General features: G+C 74.6%; 21 protein-coding genes. 20 read left to right on the forward strand and 1 reads right to left on the reverse strand.

Annotation, left to right across the window (positions count from 1 at the left end):
• Window positions 1-31 precede the first annotated feature (31 nt).
• Window positions 32-1,108: a glycosyltransferase family protein gene (locus tag ACI79B_RS01770; protein ID WP_456926410.1), complete on the reverse strand. Its 1,077-nt coding sequence runs from the start codon at window positions 1,106-1,108 to the stop codon at window positions 32-34.
• A gap of 360 nt (window positions 1,109-1,468) precedes the next feature.
• Between ACI79B_RS01770 and ACI79B_RS01775 the strand changes: the two genes are divergently transcribed.
• The 20 genes from ACI79B_RS01775 (at window position 1,469) to ACI79B_RS01870 (ending at window position 18,066) form a co-directional block, all read left to right on the forward strand.
• Window positions 1,469-2,287 carry a flagellin N-terminal helical domain-containing protein gene (locus ACI79B_RS01775; protein WP_456926411.1) on the forward strand — a complete coding sequence of 273 codons (819 nt, stop codon included), beginning with the start codon at window positions 1,469-1,471 and terminating at the stop codon, window positions 2,285-2,287.
• Window positions 2,288-2,423: 136 nt separating this feature from the next.
• Window positions 2,424-3,746 (forward strand): flagellar filament capping protein FliD, encoded by a 1,323-nt coding sequence (fliD, locus tag ACI79B_RS01780; RefSeq protein WP_456926412.1) that lies wholly within the window; start codon window positions 2,424-2,426, stop codon window positions 3,744-3,746.
• Window positions 3,747-3,798: 52 nt separating this feature from the next.
• Window positions 3,799-4,182: a flagellar export chaperone FliS gene (gene fliS, locus ACI79B_RS01785; protein ID WP_456926413.1), complete on the forward strand. Its 384-nt coding sequence runs from the start codon at window positions 3,799-3,801 to the stop codon at window positions 4,180-4,182.
• Window positions 4,179-4,523 (forward strand): hypothetical protein, encoded by a 345-nt coding sequence (locus tag ACI79B_RS01790; protein ID WP_456926414.1) that lies wholly within the window; start codon window positions 4,179-4,181, stop codon window positions 4,521-4,523. The genes fliS and ACI79B_RS01790 overlap by 4 nt, the downstream gene beginning before the upstream one ends.
• Before the next feature lie 352 nt (window positions 4,524-4,875).
• Window positions 4,876-5,226 (forward strand): flagellar basal body rod protein FlgB, encoded by a 351-nt coding sequence (locus ACI79B_RS01795; protein ID WP_456926415.1) that lies wholly within the window; start codon window positions 4,876-4,878, stop codon window positions 5,224-5,226.
• A 1-nt stretch (window position 5,227) separates the two neighbouring features.
• A complete protein-coding gene (locus ACI79B_RS01800) occupies window positions 5,228-5,626 on the forward strand; it encodes a flagellar basal body rod protein FlgC (RefSeq protein ID WP_456926416.1) in 399 nt (132 codons plus the stop codon).
• Between the two features lie 2 nt (window positions 5,627-5,628).
• Complete coding sequence (gene fliE, locus ACI79B_RS01805) at window positions 5,629-5,955, forward strand: flagellar hook-basal body complex protein FliE (RefSeq protein WP_456926417.1); 327 nt, start codon at window positions 5,629-5,631, stop codon at window positions 5,953-5,955.
• Entirely contained in the window at window positions 5,955-7,553 is a 1,599-nt protein-coding gene (gene fliF / locus ACI79B_RS01810; RefSeq protein ID WP_456926418.1) for a flagellar basal-body MS-ring/collar protein FliF, read from the forward strand. Before fliE ends, fliF begins: the two co-directional genes overlap by 1 nt.
• Window positions 7,550-8,629, forward strand: a complete 1,080-nt coding sequence (fliG, locus tag ACI79B_RS01815) for a flagellar motor switch protein FliG (protein ID WP_456926419.1) — start codon at window positions 7,550-7,552, stop codon at window positions 8,627-8,629. The genes fliF and fliG overlap by 4 nt, the downstream gene beginning before the upstream one ends.
• A complete protein-coding gene (locus ACI79B_RS01820; protein WP_456926420.1) occupies window positions 8,613-9,512 on the forward strand; it encodes a FliH/SctL family protein in 900 nt (299 codons plus the stop codon). The genes fliG and ACI79B_RS01820 overlap by 17 nt, the downstream gene beginning before the upstream one ends.
• The gene (locus ACI79B_RS01825) at window positions 9,509-10,819 is read left to right on the forward strand and encodes a FliI/YscN family ATPase (protein ID WP_456926421.1); all 1,311 of its coding nucleotides are present in this window, start codon (window positions 9,509-9,511) and stop codon (window positions 10,817-10,819) included. Before ACI79B_RS01820 ends, ACI79B_RS01825 begins: the two co-directional genes overlap by 4 nt.
• Before the next feature lies 1 nt (window position 10,820).
• Window positions 10,821-11,279, forward strand: a complete 459-nt coding sequence (locus ACI79B_RS01830) for a flagellar export protein FliJ (protein WP_456926422.1) — start codon at window positions 10,821-10,823, stop codon at window positions 11,277-11,279.
• Window positions 11,267-12,235, forward strand: coding sequence for an NlpC/P60 family protein (locus ACI79B_RS01835; protein ID WP_456926423.1), 969 nt, complete (start codon window positions 11,267-11,269; stop codon window positions 12,233-12,235). Before ACI79B_RS01830 ends, ACI79B_RS01835 begins: the two co-directional genes overlap by 13 nt.
• Window positions 12,232-13,539 (forward strand): flagellar hook-length control protein FliK, encoded by a 1,308-nt coding sequence (locus ACI79B_RS01840; protein WP_456926424.1) that lies wholly within the window; start codon window positions 12,232-12,234, stop codon window positions 13,537-13,539. The genes ACI79B_RS01835 and ACI79B_RS01840 overlap by 4 nt, the downstream gene beginning before the upstream one ends.
• A 12-nt stretch (window positions 13,540-13,551) precedes the next feature.
• The gene (locus ACI79B_RS01845; RefSeq protein WP_456926425.1) at window positions 13,552-13,971 is read left to right on the forward strand and encodes a flagellar hook assembly protein FlgD; all 420 of its coding nucleotides are present in this window, start codon (window positions 13,552-13,554) and stop codon (window positions 13,969-13,971) included.
• Between the two features lie 87 nt (window positions 13,972-14,058).
• Entirely contained in the window at window positions 14,059-15,300 is a 1,242-nt protein-coding gene (locus ACI79B_RS01850; RefSeq protein ID WP_456926426.1) for a flagellar hook protein FlgE, read from the forward strand.
• A 249-nt stretch (window positions 15,301-15,549) separates the two neighbouring features.
• Window positions 15,550-15,861 carry a flagellar FlbD family protein gene (locus ACI79B_RS01855; RefSeq protein ID WP_456926427.1) on the forward strand — a complete coding sequence of 104 codons (312 nt, stop codon included), beginning with the start codon at window positions 15,550-15,552 and terminating at the stop codon, window positions 15,859-15,861.
• 3 nt (window positions 15,862-15,864) lie between these two features.
• The gene (locus tag ACI79B_RS01860) at window positions 15,865-16,635 is read left to right on the forward strand and encodes a motility protein A (protein WP_456926428.1); all 771 of its coding nucleotides are present in this window, start codon (window positions 15,865-15,867) and stop codon (window positions 16,633-16,635) included.
• 19 nt (window positions 16,636-16,654) lie between these two features.
• Window positions 16,655-17,593, forward strand: coding sequence for a flagellar motor protein MotB (locus ACI79B_RS01865; protein ID WP_456926429.1), 939 nt, complete (start codon window positions 16,655-16,657; stop codon window positions 17,591-17,593).
• On the forward strand, window positions 17,590-18,066 hold the full coding sequence (locus ACI79B_RS01870) for a flagellar basal body-associated FliL family protein (protein WP_456926430.1): 477 nt from the start codon (window positions 17,590-17,592) through the stop codon (window positions 18,064-18,066). Before ACI79B_RS01865 ends, ACI79B_RS01870 begins: the two co-directional genes overlap by 4 nt.
• The last annotated feature ends 62 nt before the right edge of the window (window positions 18,067-18,128 follow it).

The raw sequence follows: 18,128 nt of genomic DNA on the forward strand, positions 1-18,128 counted from the left end.
GTCGTCGTCCGTGGCGCCTGGGCGCCGGACCTCATGCCCCGATGCGGTCGGCGCGGGAGCGGACGTCGCGGGCCTGGCGCCACGCCGCCGCCCACTGCTCGGCGGTGTGCTCGGTGAGGTGACGGGCGAGGACCTGCTCGCGTGCGGCGGCGGCCTGCTCGCGGCGCCAGTCCGGGTCCTCGACCGCGCGGGTGATGGCGGTGGCCCAGTCGCGAGGGCGCTTGGCGCGGTAGCCCAGACCCAGCCGCTCGTACTCGGGGCTGGCCGCGCGGACGGAGAAGACCCCACGGGCGGAGTACTCGAGCACCTTGAGCCAGCTCTTGCAGCTGTTGAACTCGTCCAACCGCAGCGGGGCGATGCCGACGTCGAACCGCTCACCCAGCGCCGCGGCGTAGCCGTCGACGTCCATGATCCACGGGATCTCCACCGGGTCCTCGCTGAGCCGCAGCAGCTCGCGGGCGTTGCCGGCCAGGCCCATGATCGCGAAGCGGCTGCGCCCCGCGGTGCGGTCGAGTGCCTGCTGCAGGCCCGTGCCCATCTCCTGCAGGTCGTAGGGGTGGCTGCCGACGGTGCCCGCCCAGCCGACGGTCACGACGTCCGGCTCCCGCTCGTAGGCCGGCGTCAGCTCGGCGGTCCGCCGCGGGATCGCGTTCGGGACCACCGTGCCGCGCCCCCGCGGCGCGAACTGCAGGAGGTTCGGCGTCGAGCAGGTGAGGAAGTCGGCCTCCCGCGCGATGGCCTCGGCGATCCGCCCGACACCGCGGCGCACGAGGACCTCGTGGCCCTGGTGCCCCGGCGGCAGGGCGGTCAGGTGGTCGTCGATCTCGACGACGACCGCGACACCCTGGGCCTGCAGCAGCCGGAGGCAGTCGAGCATCTCCCGGGTCTTGGGCAGCTGGAGGACGACGACGTCGGCGCCCTGGGCGTCGACCTCGCGCACCACCAGCGGACCGCCCGGGTTCGCGGGATCGGGGGCCATGACGGTCTTCAGACCGTGCTGGACGGTCACCTCGACGTCGAGGCCGGCCTCCCGGACGGCACGGGCCGGCTCGGCCATCCGGTGGTACATCGAGCCGGTGAACACGGTCGTGGTCAGCAGCACCTTCATGGGTGGGCACGTCCTCACCGCGCTCAGGGAGAGCGCTGGGTCGCGACGCCCGGCGGCCGCGCCGGCCGGGCTGGGAACGGGTGCGGGGCGTCCGGCACCGGACGGGCCCCCGCCGCCGGTACACGATCCCGGCCGCGCGCCACGGCCCTCCCCCTCCCCGCCGGGACACGCCGCCGGGTACCCCGCCCGTCACACCCGTCCGTCGCGTCCCGGCCCTCTCACCTCGGCGGAGGGAGGACGCGGCAGAAAAGTGGCCCGTTCGCCTCAAGATCCACGCCGGTCCGGCCGTAACCCCCTGTGCACGACCCGCAGCACGGATGCAGCGGGATCCCGAACGGCCCGATTCCAAGGAGGAACACCATGGGTCTGCGCGTCAACAACAACATCGCCGCGTTCAACGCCTACCGGAACCTGAACGTGACCGATGGTGCGATGAGCAAGTCCCTGGAGAAGCTCTCCAGCGGCCTGCGCATCAACCGGGCCGCCGACGACGCGGCCGGTCTGGCCATCTCCGAGGGCCTGCGCTCGCAGATCGGCGGCCTCAAGGTCGCCGTCCGCAACGCCCAGGACGGCATCTCGGTCGTCCAGACCGCCGAGGGCGCTCTCACCGAGACGCACTCGATCCTGCAGCGCATGCGTGACCTCGCGGTTCAGGCGGCCAACGACGGCGCCCTCAGCGACACCGACAAGGCCAAGGCCGACGCCGAGTTCTCGGCGCTGAAGGACGAGCTGGACGACATCGCCAGCAAGACCACCTTCAACGGCACCAACCTGCTCAGCGGCAGCTACTCGTCCAAGGCCTTCCAGGTCGGGTCGAACGCCGGCGAGACGCTGTCGGTCAGCATCTCGAGCATGCAGGCCTCGTCCCTGGGCGCCTCCGGCTCCATCGCCACGGCGTCGGGTGCCTCGGCCGCGATCAGCGCCATCGGCAACGCCATCGGCAAGGTCTCCGAGCAGCGTGCCGCTCTCGGTGCCGTGCAGAACCGGCTCGAGCACAAGATCAACAACCTGAACGCCACGGTCGAGAACCTGACCGCGTCGGAGAGCCGCATCCGCGACACCGACATGGCGCAGGAGATGGTGGCCTTCACCCGGAACCAGATCCTGTCCCAGGCCGGCACGGCGATGCTGGCCCAGGCGAACCAGAGCTCGCAGGGCGTCCTGCAGCTCCTCCGGTGACGGAGCGCCTGACGCGCTAGCGCACAGCACCACCCGGTGAGGGGGGAGGCTCCGGCCTCCCCCCTCACTGCACACCGGGGGCAGGTCACACCCGCCCCACCCGTCCCCTCCCGCACGACCTCAGGAGAGCGCAGCGATGGTGAGCCTCAGTGTCGACGGCCTGGTCTCGGGCCTGGACACCACGAGCCTGGTCACCCAGCTCGTCGCCGCCGAGGGGATCACCCAGACCCAGCTCAAGACCCGGCTCTCCGAGACGCAGAAGGCCGCCGAGGCCTACCGCTCCATCAACACGAGGGTCGACGCCCTGCGCACCGCCGCGGAGGCGCTGAGCAAGGACGCCACCTGGACCGCCGCCAAGGCGACCAGTTCGAGCACCGCCGTCGCCGTCGCCGTCACCGGCACGCCGCAGACCGGCTCGATCAGCTTCACCGTCGACTCCGTCGCCGCCGCGCACACCGTCGTGGGCGCGACCACGACCTCGGCCACGACCGCCGGCGCCTACACCACCCTCACCGTGCGGACGGCCTCCGGCGACACCCCGGTCACCGGCCTCGGCACCGGTTCCCTCAACGACACCGCGGCCGCCATCAACAAGGGGAACCACGGCCTCAACGCCACGGTCCTGCAGGTGAAGCCCGGCGAGTACGCACTCCAGGTCACCTCGAAGACGACCGGCGCGGCCAGCAGCTTCTCCCTCGTCGGCGGTTCCTTCACCACCCTCCGCGAGGGCGCCAACGCCAAGATCACCCTCGGCGGGACCACGGCCACCACCACCGGCCTGCCGATCGAGTCGGCCACCAACACCTTCACCGGCGTCATCCCCGGCGGAACGCTCACGGTCAACGCCAAGAGCACCACCTCCGTCACCGTCGACGTCAGCGCCGACCCCGATGCGGTCGCGGCCAAGGTGCAGGCCTTCGTCGACGCCGCCAACGCCGCGCTCACCGAGATCGCCAAGCAGTCGGCCAACGGCAAGGACTCGACCGCCGTGCTCCGTGGCGACAGCAACCTGCGCCGGCTCACCGACCAGATCTTGAACGCGGTCTCTGACGTCGTCGCCGGCCCGGGATCCCCCGGAACGTACGGCGTCGCGCTCACCCGCGACGGGAAGGTCCAGTTCAGCAAGGACGCTTTCCTGGCAAAGCTGCAGGCCGACCCGGCGAAGGTCCGGACCGCGCTCGCCGGCACGGTCGCCGATCAGAAGGTCGACGGCGTCGCGACGCGGGTGCAGGAGCTGGCCAAGCGGACCACGAACTCGACCACCGGCACGCTCACCCTGCTGGCCAAGGGCCGGGACGAGTTGGCCACCGACCTGCAGGGTCGCATCGACGACTGGGACCTGCGCCTGGCCGCCCGCAAGAAGGCCCTGACTGCGCAGTTCACCGCCATGGAGACCGCCCTGAGCTCGCTCAAGTCGCAGTCGACCTGGCTCGCCGGCCAGCTGGCCGGCCTGGCCTGACCCGATCTCTCCTGATCCCCGCTCCCCCGTCCCCGATCCAGGAGCTCCCCCGATGACCGCCGCCTCCCTCCGCTCCCGCTACCTCGGCGACGCCGTGAGCACCGCCTCGCCGCAGCAGGTGCTGGTGATGCTCTACGACCGCCTGGCCCTGGACCTCGAGCGCGCCCGCACCGCGCTGGCCGAGGGCCGGCGCGCCGACGCGCGCGAGCAGGTGCGCCACGCCCAGGAGATCGTCTTCGAGCTGCTCGGCAGCCTGCGGGTGGACGCCTGGGAGGGCGGCCCCCGCCTCGCCGCGCTCTACAACTGGCTGATCGCCGAGCTCAACCAGGCGATGGTCAAGCAGGACGCCAACCGCGTCCGCTCCTGCCTCCAGGTCGTCGAGCCGCTGCGGGACGCCTGGCGCCAGGCCGCCGCCAGCCTGGCGGGCACCGCATGACCGCGGCACACTCCGCAGACGAGCAGCGTCGCGCGGAGTGGGCCAGCGTCCTCGAGGAGATGGAGGTCGAGGTCCTCGACGCCGAGCGGGCCATCCGCGGCAACCGCGCCGAGGAGATCGCCGCCTGGGGCCGGCGCATGGAGGACTGGACCCCGCCCAGCGTGCTCGGCCCGGTGCCGACGGACCTGCGCGAGCGGGCCGCCCGGCTGCTGCAGCACCAGCTCGCCGTCGCCGAGGAGCTCGTCGAGCGGATCACCCAGTCCCAGCGCCAGCGCGACGTCGCCGCCCGGATGGCCTACCGGCCCCGCCCGGTGGCCGCCTTCGTCGACAGGGCCCTCTGACCCCGACTGGCACGACCCCACAACGCACCGGCCCGGCCGGGTCCGCCTCGCGGCGGGCCCGGCCGTCGGCGTCCCCGGGCCGGCCCGCCTCCTGCGCACGGGAGGCGGCTCGGGAGGCGACACGGGCCCCGGCAGTGCGCACCCGGCTCGTCCTCGTCATCCGTCACACCCGTCACGCGAGTTACGGAACGTGGTCAAGGTGTGACGGACCGCTGCCGAGAACGGTCCTGCACGGACAGCACCACTCTCGCCACGGATCGGCGGCCCCTCCCCTGCGCTCGCGCGCCGGGGTCCCCCGACGTACCCGGAGGCCAGTCGTGTCCTGCCGTCCTGCCCGCCGGCGGTCCACCCGATGACGATCAGCGACGTCACGATGACGACGCTGCACGCGGCGCTGAGCGGTCTGGCCCAGCGCCAGCGCGTGACCGCGGACAACATCGCCAACGTCCAGACCCCGGGCTTCCTCGCCGGCCGGACCGACTTCGAGTCCTCGCTGCGCACCGAGCTGCGCCAGGGCAGGACGCCGACGGTCTCCGGCGGCTCGATCGCGCGCTCGTTCGAGCCCACCCGCGAGGACGGCAACAACGTCAACCTCGACAGCGAGACGGTCATCGCCACCGAGACCGGCCTGCGCTACCAGTTCGCGCTCACCGCGCTCGACGGCAAGTACAGCGGTCTGCGCACGGCCCTGAGGACGTCCTGACGTGTTCGACAGCCTCGACATCTCCGGGTCCGGCCTGTCCGTCCACCGCCGTTGGATGGACGCCGTCTCGGACAACATCTCCAACATCAACACGGTCAGCTCGACCGACGGCGAGGCGTTCCGGGAGCGCATGGTCGTCGCGCAGGCCGTGGACTACGGCTCCGGCGAGGGCGGCGTCCGCATCGCCCGGGCCGAGTTCGGCAGCGGCGAGGGCCGGCTCGTGCACGAGCCCGACCACCCGCTGGCCGACGCCAAGGGCTACGTCCGGTACCCGGACATCGACCTCGGCGACCAGATGACCCAGCTGATCATGGCCCAGCGCGGCTACCAGGCGAACCTGTCGTCCCTGGAGCGGGCGACCACCGCCTACCAGGCCGCCCTCCAGCTCGGGAAGGGCTGACCGTGAGCTCCCCCATCGACGGCATCTCGCTGCCCGGCATCCCGGCGATCGGCGCCCTCGGCGGCGCGGCCGGCACGACGGCCGCGGCCCCGGCGGCCTTCCCCTCGGGCGAGGGCTTCGCCGCCGTGCTGACCGGCGCGCTCGACCAGCTCGGCAGCATGCAGGAGGCCAAGGACGCCCTCGCCGTCCAGGGCGCCACCGGCGACCTGCGTGACGTGCACGACTACATGATCGCCGCCCAGGAGGCCTCCGTGGCCACCGAGATGGTGGTGACCTTCAAGAACAAGGCGGTCGAGGCCTTCACCGAGATCATGAGGATGCCCGTCTGATGCCTGCCGCACTCGCCGGTCCCCTGGCGAAGATCAAGGGCACGCTCGCCACCATCAGCCTCGGCCAGAAGGTCGTGATCGGCCTGCTGGTGGCCGGGCTGGCTCTGGGCGGCTTCTTCTTCTACCGCTGGATCACGACGCCGACCATGGCGCCGCTGTTCTCCAACCTGGCCTCGACCGACGCCTCGGCGATCGTCGACGAGCTCAACGCCTCCGGCGTCTCCTACGAGCTCGCCGACGGCGGCGGCACGATCCTGGTGGCCAACGAGCAGGTCTACGACCTCCGGCTGCAGATGAGCGGCAAGGGCCTGCCGGCCGGGTCGGACACCGGGTACGCGCTGCTCGACGAGCAGGGCATCACCACCAGCGAGTTCCAGCAGCAGGTGCAGTACCAGCGCGCCATCGAGGGCGAGCTGGCCAACACCCTCGAGGCGCTCGACGGCGTGCAGACCGCCGTGGTCCACGTCGCGCTGCCCGAGGACGAGGTGTTCGCCTCCGACGAGGGCGAGCCGACCGCCTCGGTGCTCCTGGACCTGGAGCCCGGCACCGAGCTCGCCGGCGAGCAGATCCAGTCGATCACCAACCTGGTGTCCTCCAGCGTCGAGGGCATGGACCCCGACCAGGTCACCGTCTCCGACTCGACCGGCCAGCTGCTGTCGGCCGCCGGCCAGGGCGTGAGCGCCGCCTCCGGCGACGCCCGCTCGCAGATGGAGACCGACTACGAGAGCCGCCTGGCGTCCAACGCCCAGGCCATCCTCGACACCGTCCTCGGCCCGGGCAACGCCCGCGTCGCCGTGCGCGCGGACCTGGACATGTCGCAGAGCGACAGCACCGCGACCACCTACGGCTACACCGAGGGCACCCCGCCGGTCTCCGAGCAGCGCTCGACCGAGCAGTACACCGGCGACGGCACCGCCGTCGGCGGCGTCCTCGGCCCGGAGAACACCGCCGACGCCGCGAACGGCACCGGCGGCGGGAACTCCACCTACTCGACCGAGTCCACGACGGCGAACAACTCCGTGGACCAGACGGTCACCAACACCGTCACCGCGCCCGGCGAGGTCAACCGGCTCACCGTCGCCGTCGTCCTCAACGACACGGTGGCCGGCAACCTCAACCAGACCCAGGTGCAGGACCTCATCGGCAACGCCGTCGGCCTGGACACGGCGCGCGGCGACGACATCAGCGTCGCCTCGCTGGCCTTCGACACCACCGCCGCCGACGCCGCCGCCGCGGAGATGACCGCGGCCCGCGAGGCCGAGCAGCAGGCGCAGGTGTGGGCGCTGGTCAAGAACGGCGGCATCGCGCTCGGCATCGCGCTGCTGGTCCTCGTCGTGTGGCTGCGCTCGCGCCGCCGCGGCGACGACGAGGAGGACGAGGACGACGAGCCGCTGGAGCTCGACGAGGGCCTGATCGCCGAGCTCGAGCGGCTGCGGGTGTCCAGCTCGCGGGACGACACCGCCGTCCTGGACAACCGGGCGCTGGAACTGGAGGCCGCGGAGCGGCAGCGGGTGCGGGGGGAGATCGCCACGATGGTCAGCGAACGTCCGGACGAGGTGGCGCAGATGCTGCGCGGCTGGCTGAGTGACGTCAAATGACGCTCGCACCGGTCGAGCAGCTGGTGGGCGCGGGCGGGACCAACCTGCCCGCGCTGCCGCCGGCTCCCCCGCGCCCCGAGATGCCCGGCCTGCGCAAGGCCGCCGTCTTCCTCGCCCAGATGAGCAAGGAGGAGGCCGGGCTGCTGCTGTCCAAGCTGCGCCCGCGCGAGGTCGAGGCCCTCACCCGCGAGATCATGAAGCTCGGCTCGGTCGAGCCCGAGGACGTCGACGGCGTGCTCACCGAGTTCTCGCAGATGATGGCCGCGCAGCGGTACGTGGGCCGCGGCGGCGTCGACTTCGCCCGCGAGATCCTGGCCGCCGGCCTCGGTGAGGACAAGGCCGAGGGCATCCTCGCCCGGCTCAACGTCGTCTACACCGAGGTGCCGTTCGCCTCGCTGCGCAACGCCGACGTCCGCCAGCTGGTCACCTTCCTCAAGGACGAGCACCCGCAGGTGATCGCCCTGGTGCTGGCCCACCTGTCGGCCGCGCAGTCGGCGGAGGTGCTCTCGGGCTTCTCCCCCGAGCAGCAGGCCGAGGTGGCCCACCGGATCGCCACGATGGACCGCACCTCGCCGGAGATGGTCCGGCTGGTGGAGGAGGAGCTCGGCCGCCGCATGGGGTCGCTGCTCGCCCACCAGGACATGTCCACCGTGGGCGGCGTCGAGACCCTCGTGGAGATCATCAACCGCTCGCCGCGGCCGACCGAGCGCTCGATCCTCGAGTGGCTGGACACCTCCGACCCGGAGCTGGCCGAGCAGGTGCGCGCGCAGATGTTCGTCTTCGAGGACATCACCACCATCGACGACCGGTCGATGCAGCTGGTGCTGCGCGAGGTGGAGGCCAACGACCTGGCCACCGCGCTCAAGGGCGTGCGCCCCGACGTCCGCGACAAGGTGGTCCGGAACCTCTCCGAGCGCGCCGCCGAGAACCTCGCCGAGGAGATCGAGCTGCTCGGCCCGGTCCGCGCCCGCACGGTCGAGGAGGCGCAGGGCAAGATCGTCGCGGTCATCCGCACGCTCGAGGAGCAGGGCGTCCTGACCATCTCGCGCGGTGGGGACGATGAGTTCGTCGCCTGACGGGTCCCGTCCGACGGCGCGGGAGTCGGTGCTGCTGCGCGGGGCCTCGGCCAGCGCGGCGGCGCCCTACCGGCAGGTGGCGGGGACGACGGTGCCCGAGCCGCGCACGGCGCCGCAGACGGTGACCCACCCGCCGACCCAGCAGCTGACCCGGCCGGTGACCCTCCCGCCGCCCCAGTCGCCGGACGAGATGCTGACCCGGCCGCTGACGAGGCCGGTCGTGGACGGCGCGCCCGCCGTGGTCGAGCGGCGGTCCACGGTCCGCCGCGCCGCCGACGTCCCGGTGCCCAACGGCCGGGGCGTGCGGCGGCTCGGCGACGTCTACGCCGAGGAGCTCGCCCGGCTGCGCGAGTTCGCCCGCGCCGAGGGGCACGCCGCCGGCTACGCCGAGGGCATGGCCGAGGCCGGCCGGGTCGTCGCGGAGGCCGAGGCACAGGCGGCCGCCCGGCTGGCCGACGTGCAGGCCCGCTGGGAGCGCCGGATGGCCACGGCCACGGCCGCGCTCGGCGCCGCCGTCGTCGCCCTCGACACCGCCGCGGTGCCCACCGCCGAGGACGTCCGCGACACGCTGGTCGACGGCGTCCTCACGCTGGTCGAGGACCTGCTCGGCCGCGAGCTGTCGACCTCGACCACCGCCGGCGTGGACGCGATCCGCCGCGCGCTGACCCTGCTGCCCGCCGACGCGCCCGCCGTCGTCCGGCTGCACCCCGACGACCTCGCCGAGGTCCCGCCGGCCGCCCTCGCCGCGCTGCCGCCGTCGGTCACGGTCGTCGGCGACGACGCCGTCGAGCGGGCCGGCGCGGTCGCCGAGTGCGGCCCCCGCCGGGTCGACGCCCAGCTGTCGACGGCGCTCGCGCGGGTGCGGGCGGTGCTGTCTCCGTGAGCACCACGCGCACGCTGATCGAGCGCGCCCGCCTGGCCGCCCGCCCGCAGCTCACCGGCTCGGTGGTCGGCGCGATGGGGCTCACCCTCACCGTCGAGGGCGTCGCCGCCGCCGTCGGGGACCTCGTCGAGGTCGGCCCCGGCCCCCGCGGGCTCGTGGCCGAGGTCGTCGCCGTCTCGCGCGACCGGCTCACCTGCATGCCGCTGGGCGAGCTCGGTGGCGTGCACGCCGGCGCGCCGGTCCGGAACACCGGCATGCCGCTGCAGGTGCCGGTCGGCGAGGCGCTGCTCGGCCGGGTGCTCGACGGCCTGGGCCGCCCGGTCGACGGGCACGGCTCGCTCGGCCCGGGCGTCGACTGGGTCGACCTCGCCAGCGAGACGCCGCACGCGCTGTCCCGGCGCCGGGTGGAGGAGCCGCTGCCGGTCGGCGTCCGCGCCCTGGACACCCTCGTGCCGGTCGGCAAGGGCCAGCGCCTCGGCATCTTCGCCGGCTCCGGCGTAGGCAAGTCGACGCTGCTCGCGCAGATCACCCGCGGCACCGAGGCCGACGTCCGCGTCATCGGGCTGATCGGCGAGCGCGGCCGCGAGGTGAAGGAGTTCCTCGAGGAGAACCTCGGGCCCGAGGGCATGGCGCGCACCGTCGTCGTCGTGGCCACCTCCGACGAGCCGCCGCTGGTGCGCCTCAAGGCCGCGTTCGTGGCCACCCGCATCGCCGAGGGCTTCCGCGACCAGGGCCGCGACGTGCTGCTGCTCATGGACTCGATCACCCGCACCGCCATGGCCCAGCGCGAGGTCGGCCTGTCGGCCGGGGAGCCGCCGGCCACCCGCGGCTACCCGCCGAGCGTCTTCGCGATGATGCCGCGGCTGCTGGAGAAGGCGGGCCCCGGCGCGACCGGCTCGATCACCGGCCTCTACACCGTGCTCGTCGAGGGCGACGACCACAACGAGCCGATCGCCGACACCGCCCGCTCGATCCTCGACGGGCACGTCGTGCTCACCCGGAAGCTGGCCACCACCGGCCACTTCCCCGCCGTCGACGTCCTGGAGTCGATCTCCCGGGTCGCCGGCGCGGTCACCGCGCCCGCGCGGATGGCCGACGCCCGCGAGATGCGCCGGCTCATGGGCGCGCTGCGCGACGTCAAGGAGCTGGTGGAGATCGGCGCCTACCAGGCCGGCAGCGACCCGCTCGTCGACCGCGCCCGCGCGCTGTCCCCCGCCATCGACGCCTTCCTGCGCCAGCCGCTGGAGGACTCGACCTCCCCCGACGACGCCTGGGCGATGCTGCACCGGCTCGTGACGGCCGGCTGACGTGGCCCGGCCGGCCGCCTTCCGCCTCGAGCCGGTGCTGCGGGTCCGCCGCGCCGCCGAGCAGGCCGCCGAGCGGGCCGCCGCCGAGGCGGCCGCCGCGGCCCGCGAGGCGGAGCGCCGCGCCGAGGCGCAGGCCGCCGCGCTGGCCGCCCGGGTGCCGCCCGCGTCCGCGCCCGCGCACGTCTTCGTCGCCGCGATGGTCGCATCGGCCGCCGCGGCTGCCGATGTGACAGCTGCACGGGCGACGGCGCAGGCCTCGGCCGAGCAGGCCGGGCTGCTGCGCGCGCGGTGGACCGCCGCCGCCCAGCAGACCAAGGCGCTGGAGAAGCTGCGCGAGCGGCACCTCCTCGCGCTGCGGACCGCCGAGCTGGGCGCCGAGGAGCGCGCGGTCGACGACCTGGTCACCGCCCGGCACGCCGGGACCGCACCCGAGGGAGAGGAGGACCCGTGGAGGGACTGACCGCGGTGCACGGCCGCATCGCCGCGATCCAGAACCGGATCCTCACCCTCGCCTCGGCGTCGGCCACCTCGACGTCGGCCGCCTGGGCCGGCGCCGCGGCCGCCGCCGGGCTCACCGGCACCGCGGCCACGGCGGCGACCGGCACGACGGCGACCGCCGGCAGCGGCCTGGAGGGGCAGGCGGTCGCCGCGGCGCAGCGCTACCTCGGCGTGCCCTACGCCTGGGGCGGCACCGACCCGTCGGTGGGCCTGGACTGCTCCGGGCTGGTCCAGCGGGTCTTCGCCGACGTGGGCATCGACCTGCCCCGCACCAGCTCCCAGCAGGCCACCGCGGGCACCCCGGTCGCGAGCCTGGCCGAGGCCCGCCCCGGGGACCTCGTGTTCTTCGACAACTCCCTGTCGCGCCCGGGCATCGACCACGTCGGCATCTACGTCGGCGACGGGAAGATGATCGCCGCGCCGCAGGAGGGCGACGTCGTCCGCGTGCAGGACGTCGGCACCCCGACCGTCATCCGCCGGGTGCTGCCGGCCTCCGCCGCCGCGTCGGCGGCGGTGGCCCCCTCAGGCGCCGGCCTCGCGGGCGTCCCGTACGCCGACCTGTTCACCGCCGCTGGCGCCCGGCACGGCGTCGACCCGGCGCTGCTCGCCGCGGTCGCGGAGGTCGAGTCCGGCTTCGACTCCGCCGCCGTCTCGTCCGCGGGCGCCACCGGCCTCATGCAGTTCATGCCGGCCACCGCCCGGGGCCTCGGCGTCGACGCCACCGACCCGGCGTCGTCGATCGACGGCGCCGCCCGCTACCTGCGCCAGCTCACCGACCGGTTCGGCTCGACCGACCTGGCGCTGGCCGCCTACAACGCCGGTCCCGGCACGGTGGCCCGCCACGGCGGCGTCCCGCCGTACGCCGAGACCCAGTCCTACGTCCGCAAGGTCACCAGCGCCGCGGAGGCCTACTCGTGACAGCTCCCGTCCTGACCGCCGCCGCGGCCGCGCCCGCCCCGGCCTCCCCGGCCGGCGGGTCCGACCCCGGCTCGGCCGCCGGCTTCGCGTCCGCCCTCGACGACGCCCTCGACGACGCCCTCGACGACCCGATCGCCGGGCGCCCGGGCGCCGACCGCGGCGTCGGCCGTGACGGCGACCGGCCCGGCCGCGCCGTGGGCCGCGACGGCGACCGGCCCGGTCGCCCCGGGACCGCCGACACCCCCACTGACGCCGGACCGGCCGACGGGCGGCCCGCGGGCGATCCCCCCGTCCCGCCGGGCGCGCTGCCGGCCGGTTGGGCGCTGGCCCTCGCCCTCGGCACCGCCGTCCCCGGCGCCGGCCCGACTCCCCCCGGCGGCACCGGCCCCACCGCGCCCGGCGCGGCCGCCGCGCACGGCGCCGTCCCCGCCGGTGCCGTCGCGGTGCCGGGCGTCGCCGCCGGCCTCCCCCAGGCCGCCGCGGCGCCGGTCCCCGCCGACGCCGGGGTGCCGGCCGGGGCGGGCACCGCGCCCGCCGCCCTGCCCGGCGCCGCCGTCCCGGCCCCCGCGACCCCTCCGCCCGCGGCCCCGGGCGCGGCGGCGCTGCCCGCCGGGCTCGTCGTCGTCGCCGCGGACCCGCAGCCGGCGCCGGTCCCGCCGGCCGCCGCTCCCACCGAGGCGCCCGCCGTCCCGGCCGCCGCACCGGTCCCCGCCGTGGCCGCGGACCCGGGCACGCAGGAGCGCGACCCGGGGACCGGCGGGGCCCTGCCGTCGGTGGTCCCGGCGCCCGCCCCGGCACCGGCCCCCACCGCGACGACCCCGGCCGCGGCCCGGCCCGACGTGCCGCAGCCGCCGGTGGCCGCCCAGGTCGCCCCCACCGTCGCCACGCTGGCCGCTGGGCCCGACGGCACGCACACCATGACGCTGGTGCTCACCCCCGAGACGCTCGGCCCGGTCGAGGTCCGGGTGAGCGTCCAGCACGGCACGGTCGAGCTGAGCCTGCGCGGCGCCTCCGACGCCGGCCGCGCCGCCCTCCTCGACGCCCTGCCCGACCTGCGCCGCGACCTGGAGGCCTCGGGCCTGGTCTGCTCGCGGCTGCAGGTGGACCGCGACCCGGCCGGCTCCGGCTCGTCGCAGGCGCAGGCCGGCTGGCAGCAGGGCGAGCACGGCCGCGGGTCCGCCCAGGGGCGCGGCCCCGCCGACGACCGCGGCCGGCCGTGGCTGCGCACCCCCGACCCCGACGGGAGCCGCCCGGCTGCCGCCGCCGACCACCCCGCGTCGAGCGTCCTCGACGTCCGGGCCTGAGAGGAGCCGACGATGACCGAGCCCGTGGGCGGCGTGGGCGGCAGCCCGGCCACGTACACGGCCACCACCGCGGTGGACCGCAGCGACCAGATGGGCAAGGACACGTTCCTGCAGCTGCTGGTCGCGCAGATGCGGTACCAGGACCCGAACAGCCCGACGAGCACGACCGAGTTCATGTCGCAGACCGCGACGTTCACCCAGGTCGAGAAGCTCGAGGAGATCGCCGCGCAGAACGCCGAGCTGCTGGCCCTGCAGCGCTCGCTCTCGGCCGGCGCGCTGGTCGGCCACGGCGTCAGCTGGACCGCCGAGGACGGCACCACGCAGACCGGGACGGTGTCCTCCGTCCGCTTCGGCGGGGACGAGCCGACCGCCGTCGTCGGGGGCACCGAGGTGCCCCTCGGCCGCCTCAGCGAGATCTCCCTCCCCGCCTAGAGAAGGACCCCCTCGCCCCCCACCGCTCGCAAGCTCGCGGCGGGCCCCTACGAGGGGGCCGCCGACCCCACCTGAGAGGACCTCCCCGTGCTCCGCTCGATGTTCTCGGCCATCTCCGGCCTGCGCGCCCACCAGACCAAGCTCGACGTGACCGGCAACAACATCGCCAACGTCAACACCGTCGGCTTCAAGAGCAGCCAGACCGTCTTCGAGGACACCCTGTCCCAGGTGATCCGCAACGGCTCCTCGCCGACCGCCGAGACCGGCGGCACCAACCCGGCACAGGTCGGCCTCGGCGTCCGGGTCGCCGGCGTCACCACCAACTTCGGCCAGGGCTCCACCCAGAACACCGGCCGCGCCACCGACTTCATGATCAGCGGCGACGGCTTCTTCGTGACCCGCGCCGGCAACGAGAACCTGTTCACCCGCGCCGGGTCCTTCGACTACGACGGCGCCGGCAACCTGGTCACCCCCGACGGCGCCCAGCTGCAGGGCTGGATGGCCGGCACGGACGGCACGGTGGACGCCAACGGCCCGATCGGCCCGCTGTCCATCCCGTTCGGCCAGGTCATGTCCCCGACCGCGACGACGACGGGCGCGCTGGCCGGCAACCTGTCGACGGCGTCCGTGGCGGCCGACCCGCTGGCCTCCCCGCCGGTCGCGGCCACCCAGGTGCAGACGCAGATCACCGCCTACGACTCGATCGGCACCGCGCACCAGGTCGCGCTGACGTTCACCAAGACCGGCCCCAACACCTGGTCGGTGGCCGCCAGCGAGAACGGCACCGCGATCGGCGCCGCGCAGACGCTCACCTTCGACCCCTCCACCGGCCGGCCCTCCGGCGGAAGGACCTTCACCCTCGGCGTCACCGGCGCCAACTGGCCGGGCACCATCCCGCTCGACCTCACCGGGATGACCGAGTTCGGCGGCAAGACGGCGCTGACCCCGAGCGGCGTCGACGGCAACGCCATGGGCACGCTGCAGTCGATCTCGCTGAGCAACGACGGCACGATCATGGGCGTCTACTCGAACAGCCTGCGCGAGCCGATCGGCAAGCTGGCGCTGGCCACCTTCGCCAACCCCGGCGGCCTGTCCAAGGCCGGCAACTCCAGCTACCGGGTGGGCGACAACTCCGGCCAGGCCGTCATCGGCGAGGCCGGCACCGGCGGCCGCGGCTCGCTGACCGCCGGCGCGCTGGAGATGTCCAACGTCGACCTCGCCGAGGAGTTCACCGGCCTGATCGTCGCCCAGCGCGGCTTCCAGGCGAACAGCCGCGTGATCACCAGCTCCGACGAGATCCTGCAGGACCTGGTCAACCTCAAGCGCTGACGGCGCGTCCGACCGAGCTCGCGGCCCGGCACCCGGTCTCCCCGGGTGCCGGGCCGCGCCGCGTCGTCCCCCGGTCGCCTCCCGGTGCGCGTGTGACGTGCGGGAACGCGGTGCCCGGCTCACCCCCGGGGGTGATGCGGCGGGCCGGGTTCGGCTCAAGCAGTCCCCGCGCGGGACCGATGGTCCCTGTAGCCGGCGCCGCGCCGTCGCGGCCCCTCCCCCTTCCCGAACGAGCCAGAGGACCCACCCGTGATCCGAGTGACGCGCCTGAACGGGGAGCACTTCGCGCTCAACCCCGACCTGATCGAGCGGGTCGAGGGCCACCCCGACACCGTCGTCTTCCTCGTCGACGGCACCAGGTACGTCGTCAGCGAGGACGTCGACGCGGTGCTCGACGAGATCCGCGAGTACCGGGCCAGCATCCTCGCGACCGCCTACGCCATGGACCGCGGCAGCTACCGCGCCGGCACGACCGCCGGCACGGGCGCCCCGGCGAGCGACCCGGCCGGCGACACCCGCCGCGCGTCGGTCGTCCCCTTCCCGGCCCGCGAGGAGCGCTGACCCGTGGACCCGTCGACCCTGATCGGCTTCGTCGTCTCGCTCGTCGCGCTCCTGGTCTTCATGGTCCTGGAGGGCGCCGACCCGACGTCGCTGCTCTTCCTCCCGGCCATCGTGCTGGTCATCGTCGCCACCTTCGGCGCGGCGATGTCCGGCCAGACGATGGCCGACCTCAAGAAGATGGGCGGCTGGTTCAAGGCCGGCCTGGTGCCGGCCAAGGTCCCGGCGGCCTCCGAGCAGATCCAGACCCTGGTCAGCCTCGCCGAGAAGGCCCGCAAGGAGGGCCTGCTCGCGCTGGAGGCGCAGGTCAAGCAGATCCAGGACCCGTTCCTCAAGCGCGGTCTGCAGATGGGCATCGACGGCACCGACCCCGAGGAGCTGCGCGCGGTCCTCGAGAGCGAGATCGCCGCCAAGAAGGCGGAGGACAAGGTCGCCGCCAAGTTCATGACCACGATGGGCGGCTACGCCCCGACCATCGGCATCGTCGGCTGCATCGTCGGCCTGATGAACGTCATGGGGAACCTCAGCAACCCGGCGGCCCTCGGCCCGATGATCGCCTCGGCGTTCGTCGCGACCCTGTGGGGCGTCATGGCGGCCAACTTCTGGTTCCTGCCCATGGGCGCGAAGATCCTGCGGGTCAGCGAGCTGCAGGCCGCCCAGATGGAGCTGCTCGTCGAGGGCATCGCCGAGATCCAGGCGGGCACCAGCCCGCGCGCCGTCCGGCTCAAGCTCAGCGCGCTGATCCCGCCGAGCGAGGCCGCCAAGGAGGCGGCGTGACCGCCGCCCGGGCGCGCGCGTGAGCGCCGGCGGCCACGGCGGCAAGCGCCGGGCGAAGAAGCACGAGGAGGAGGAGCACGAGAACCACGAGCGGTGGCTGGTGTCCTACGCGGACATGATGACGCTGCTCCTGGTGCTCTTCGTGGTCCTGTTCGCGATGAGCCAGGTGGACAAGGAGAAGTTCGCCGCGCTGGCCAGCGGCCTGTCGGAGGCGTTCGGCGCCCCGGTGAGCGCGCTGAGCAGCGCGGGCACCAACTCCGACGCGTCGGTGCTCGACTCCCTCGACGCCGCCGTCGACGTGCAGCTCCCGCCGGCCCCGGCCGCGGAGTCCGACGTCGACGCGGCGGCCGCCCAGGCCGCCGCCCAGGAGGCCGCGAACGTCGCGGCCGAGGCGCGCGCCGAGTACGACCAGCTCGCCGCGGCGCGCGACGCCATCGACGCCGCCCTCGCGGCGGCCGGGCACGCCGGGACCGCGCGGTACGAGATCGACGAGCGCGGCCTGACCGTGCACATCGTGTCCGACCCGGTGCTGTTCGGCCCGGAGGAGGCCACGCTTCAGCCGCAGGGCCGCACCATCCTCGACGCCGTCGCCCCCACCCTGGCCGCGCTGCCCAACGACCTCGCGATCGAGGGGCACGCCAACTCGCTGCCCGTGACCCCGGGCGGGCCGTGGCCCTCCAACTGGGAGCTGTCGGCCTACCGGGCCACCACGGTGGTGCGCTACCTCGCCGCCGCCGGCGTCCCGCAGGACCGGATGTCCGGGACCGGCTACTCCGACACCCGTCCGGTGGTGCCGGCGAACGACCCGGACGCCCTGTCCCTCAACCGCCGCGTCGACGTCGTCGTGCTGTCCGACGCCTCCGCCGAGGCCCGGGAGCTCCTGCCCGGCCTCGACGCCCCCGCACAGGCCGCGCCCGCCCCGGCCGCCGCCCCTGCCCAGGAAGGCACCCACGAGTGAGCACCAAGAGCAAGGCCAAGGAGAAGGACGCCGCCGAGGACGCGGAGGCCAAGGGCGGCGGGAAGAAGAAGCTGCTCGCCGTCGTCGCCGTCCTGCTGGTCGCCCTCGGCGCCGCGGCGTACTTCTTCCTGTTCGCCGGCGGCGAGGCCGCGGCCGAGGAGCCCGAGCACGGCGGCTACACCGCGCTGGAGCCCGTCGCGGTGAACCTGGCCGGCGGCGGCTACCTCAAGATCGGCATCACCCTGGAGTACACCGCGGCCGCCGCGTCCGGCGGGCACGGCAGCGGCGGCGTCGACGGCTCCAAGGCCCTCGACATCCTCATCTCCACCTACTCCCAGGCCCAGCCGGCCGACGTGACCGGCGCCCGCGAGGCGCTCAAGGAGTCCCTGGAGCACCAGATCGTGGAGGCATACACCGAGGACGGCGTCCCGATGGTCATGCACGTCTACCTCACGGAGTACGTCACCCAGTGACGCAGTAGTCCCACCCGTCCCACACTCCCCGGCTGACCGGCGGCGCCCCGCGCCGCCGGTCA

It is taken from the genome of Geodermatophilus sp. SYSU D00879, from assembly GCF_054050375.1.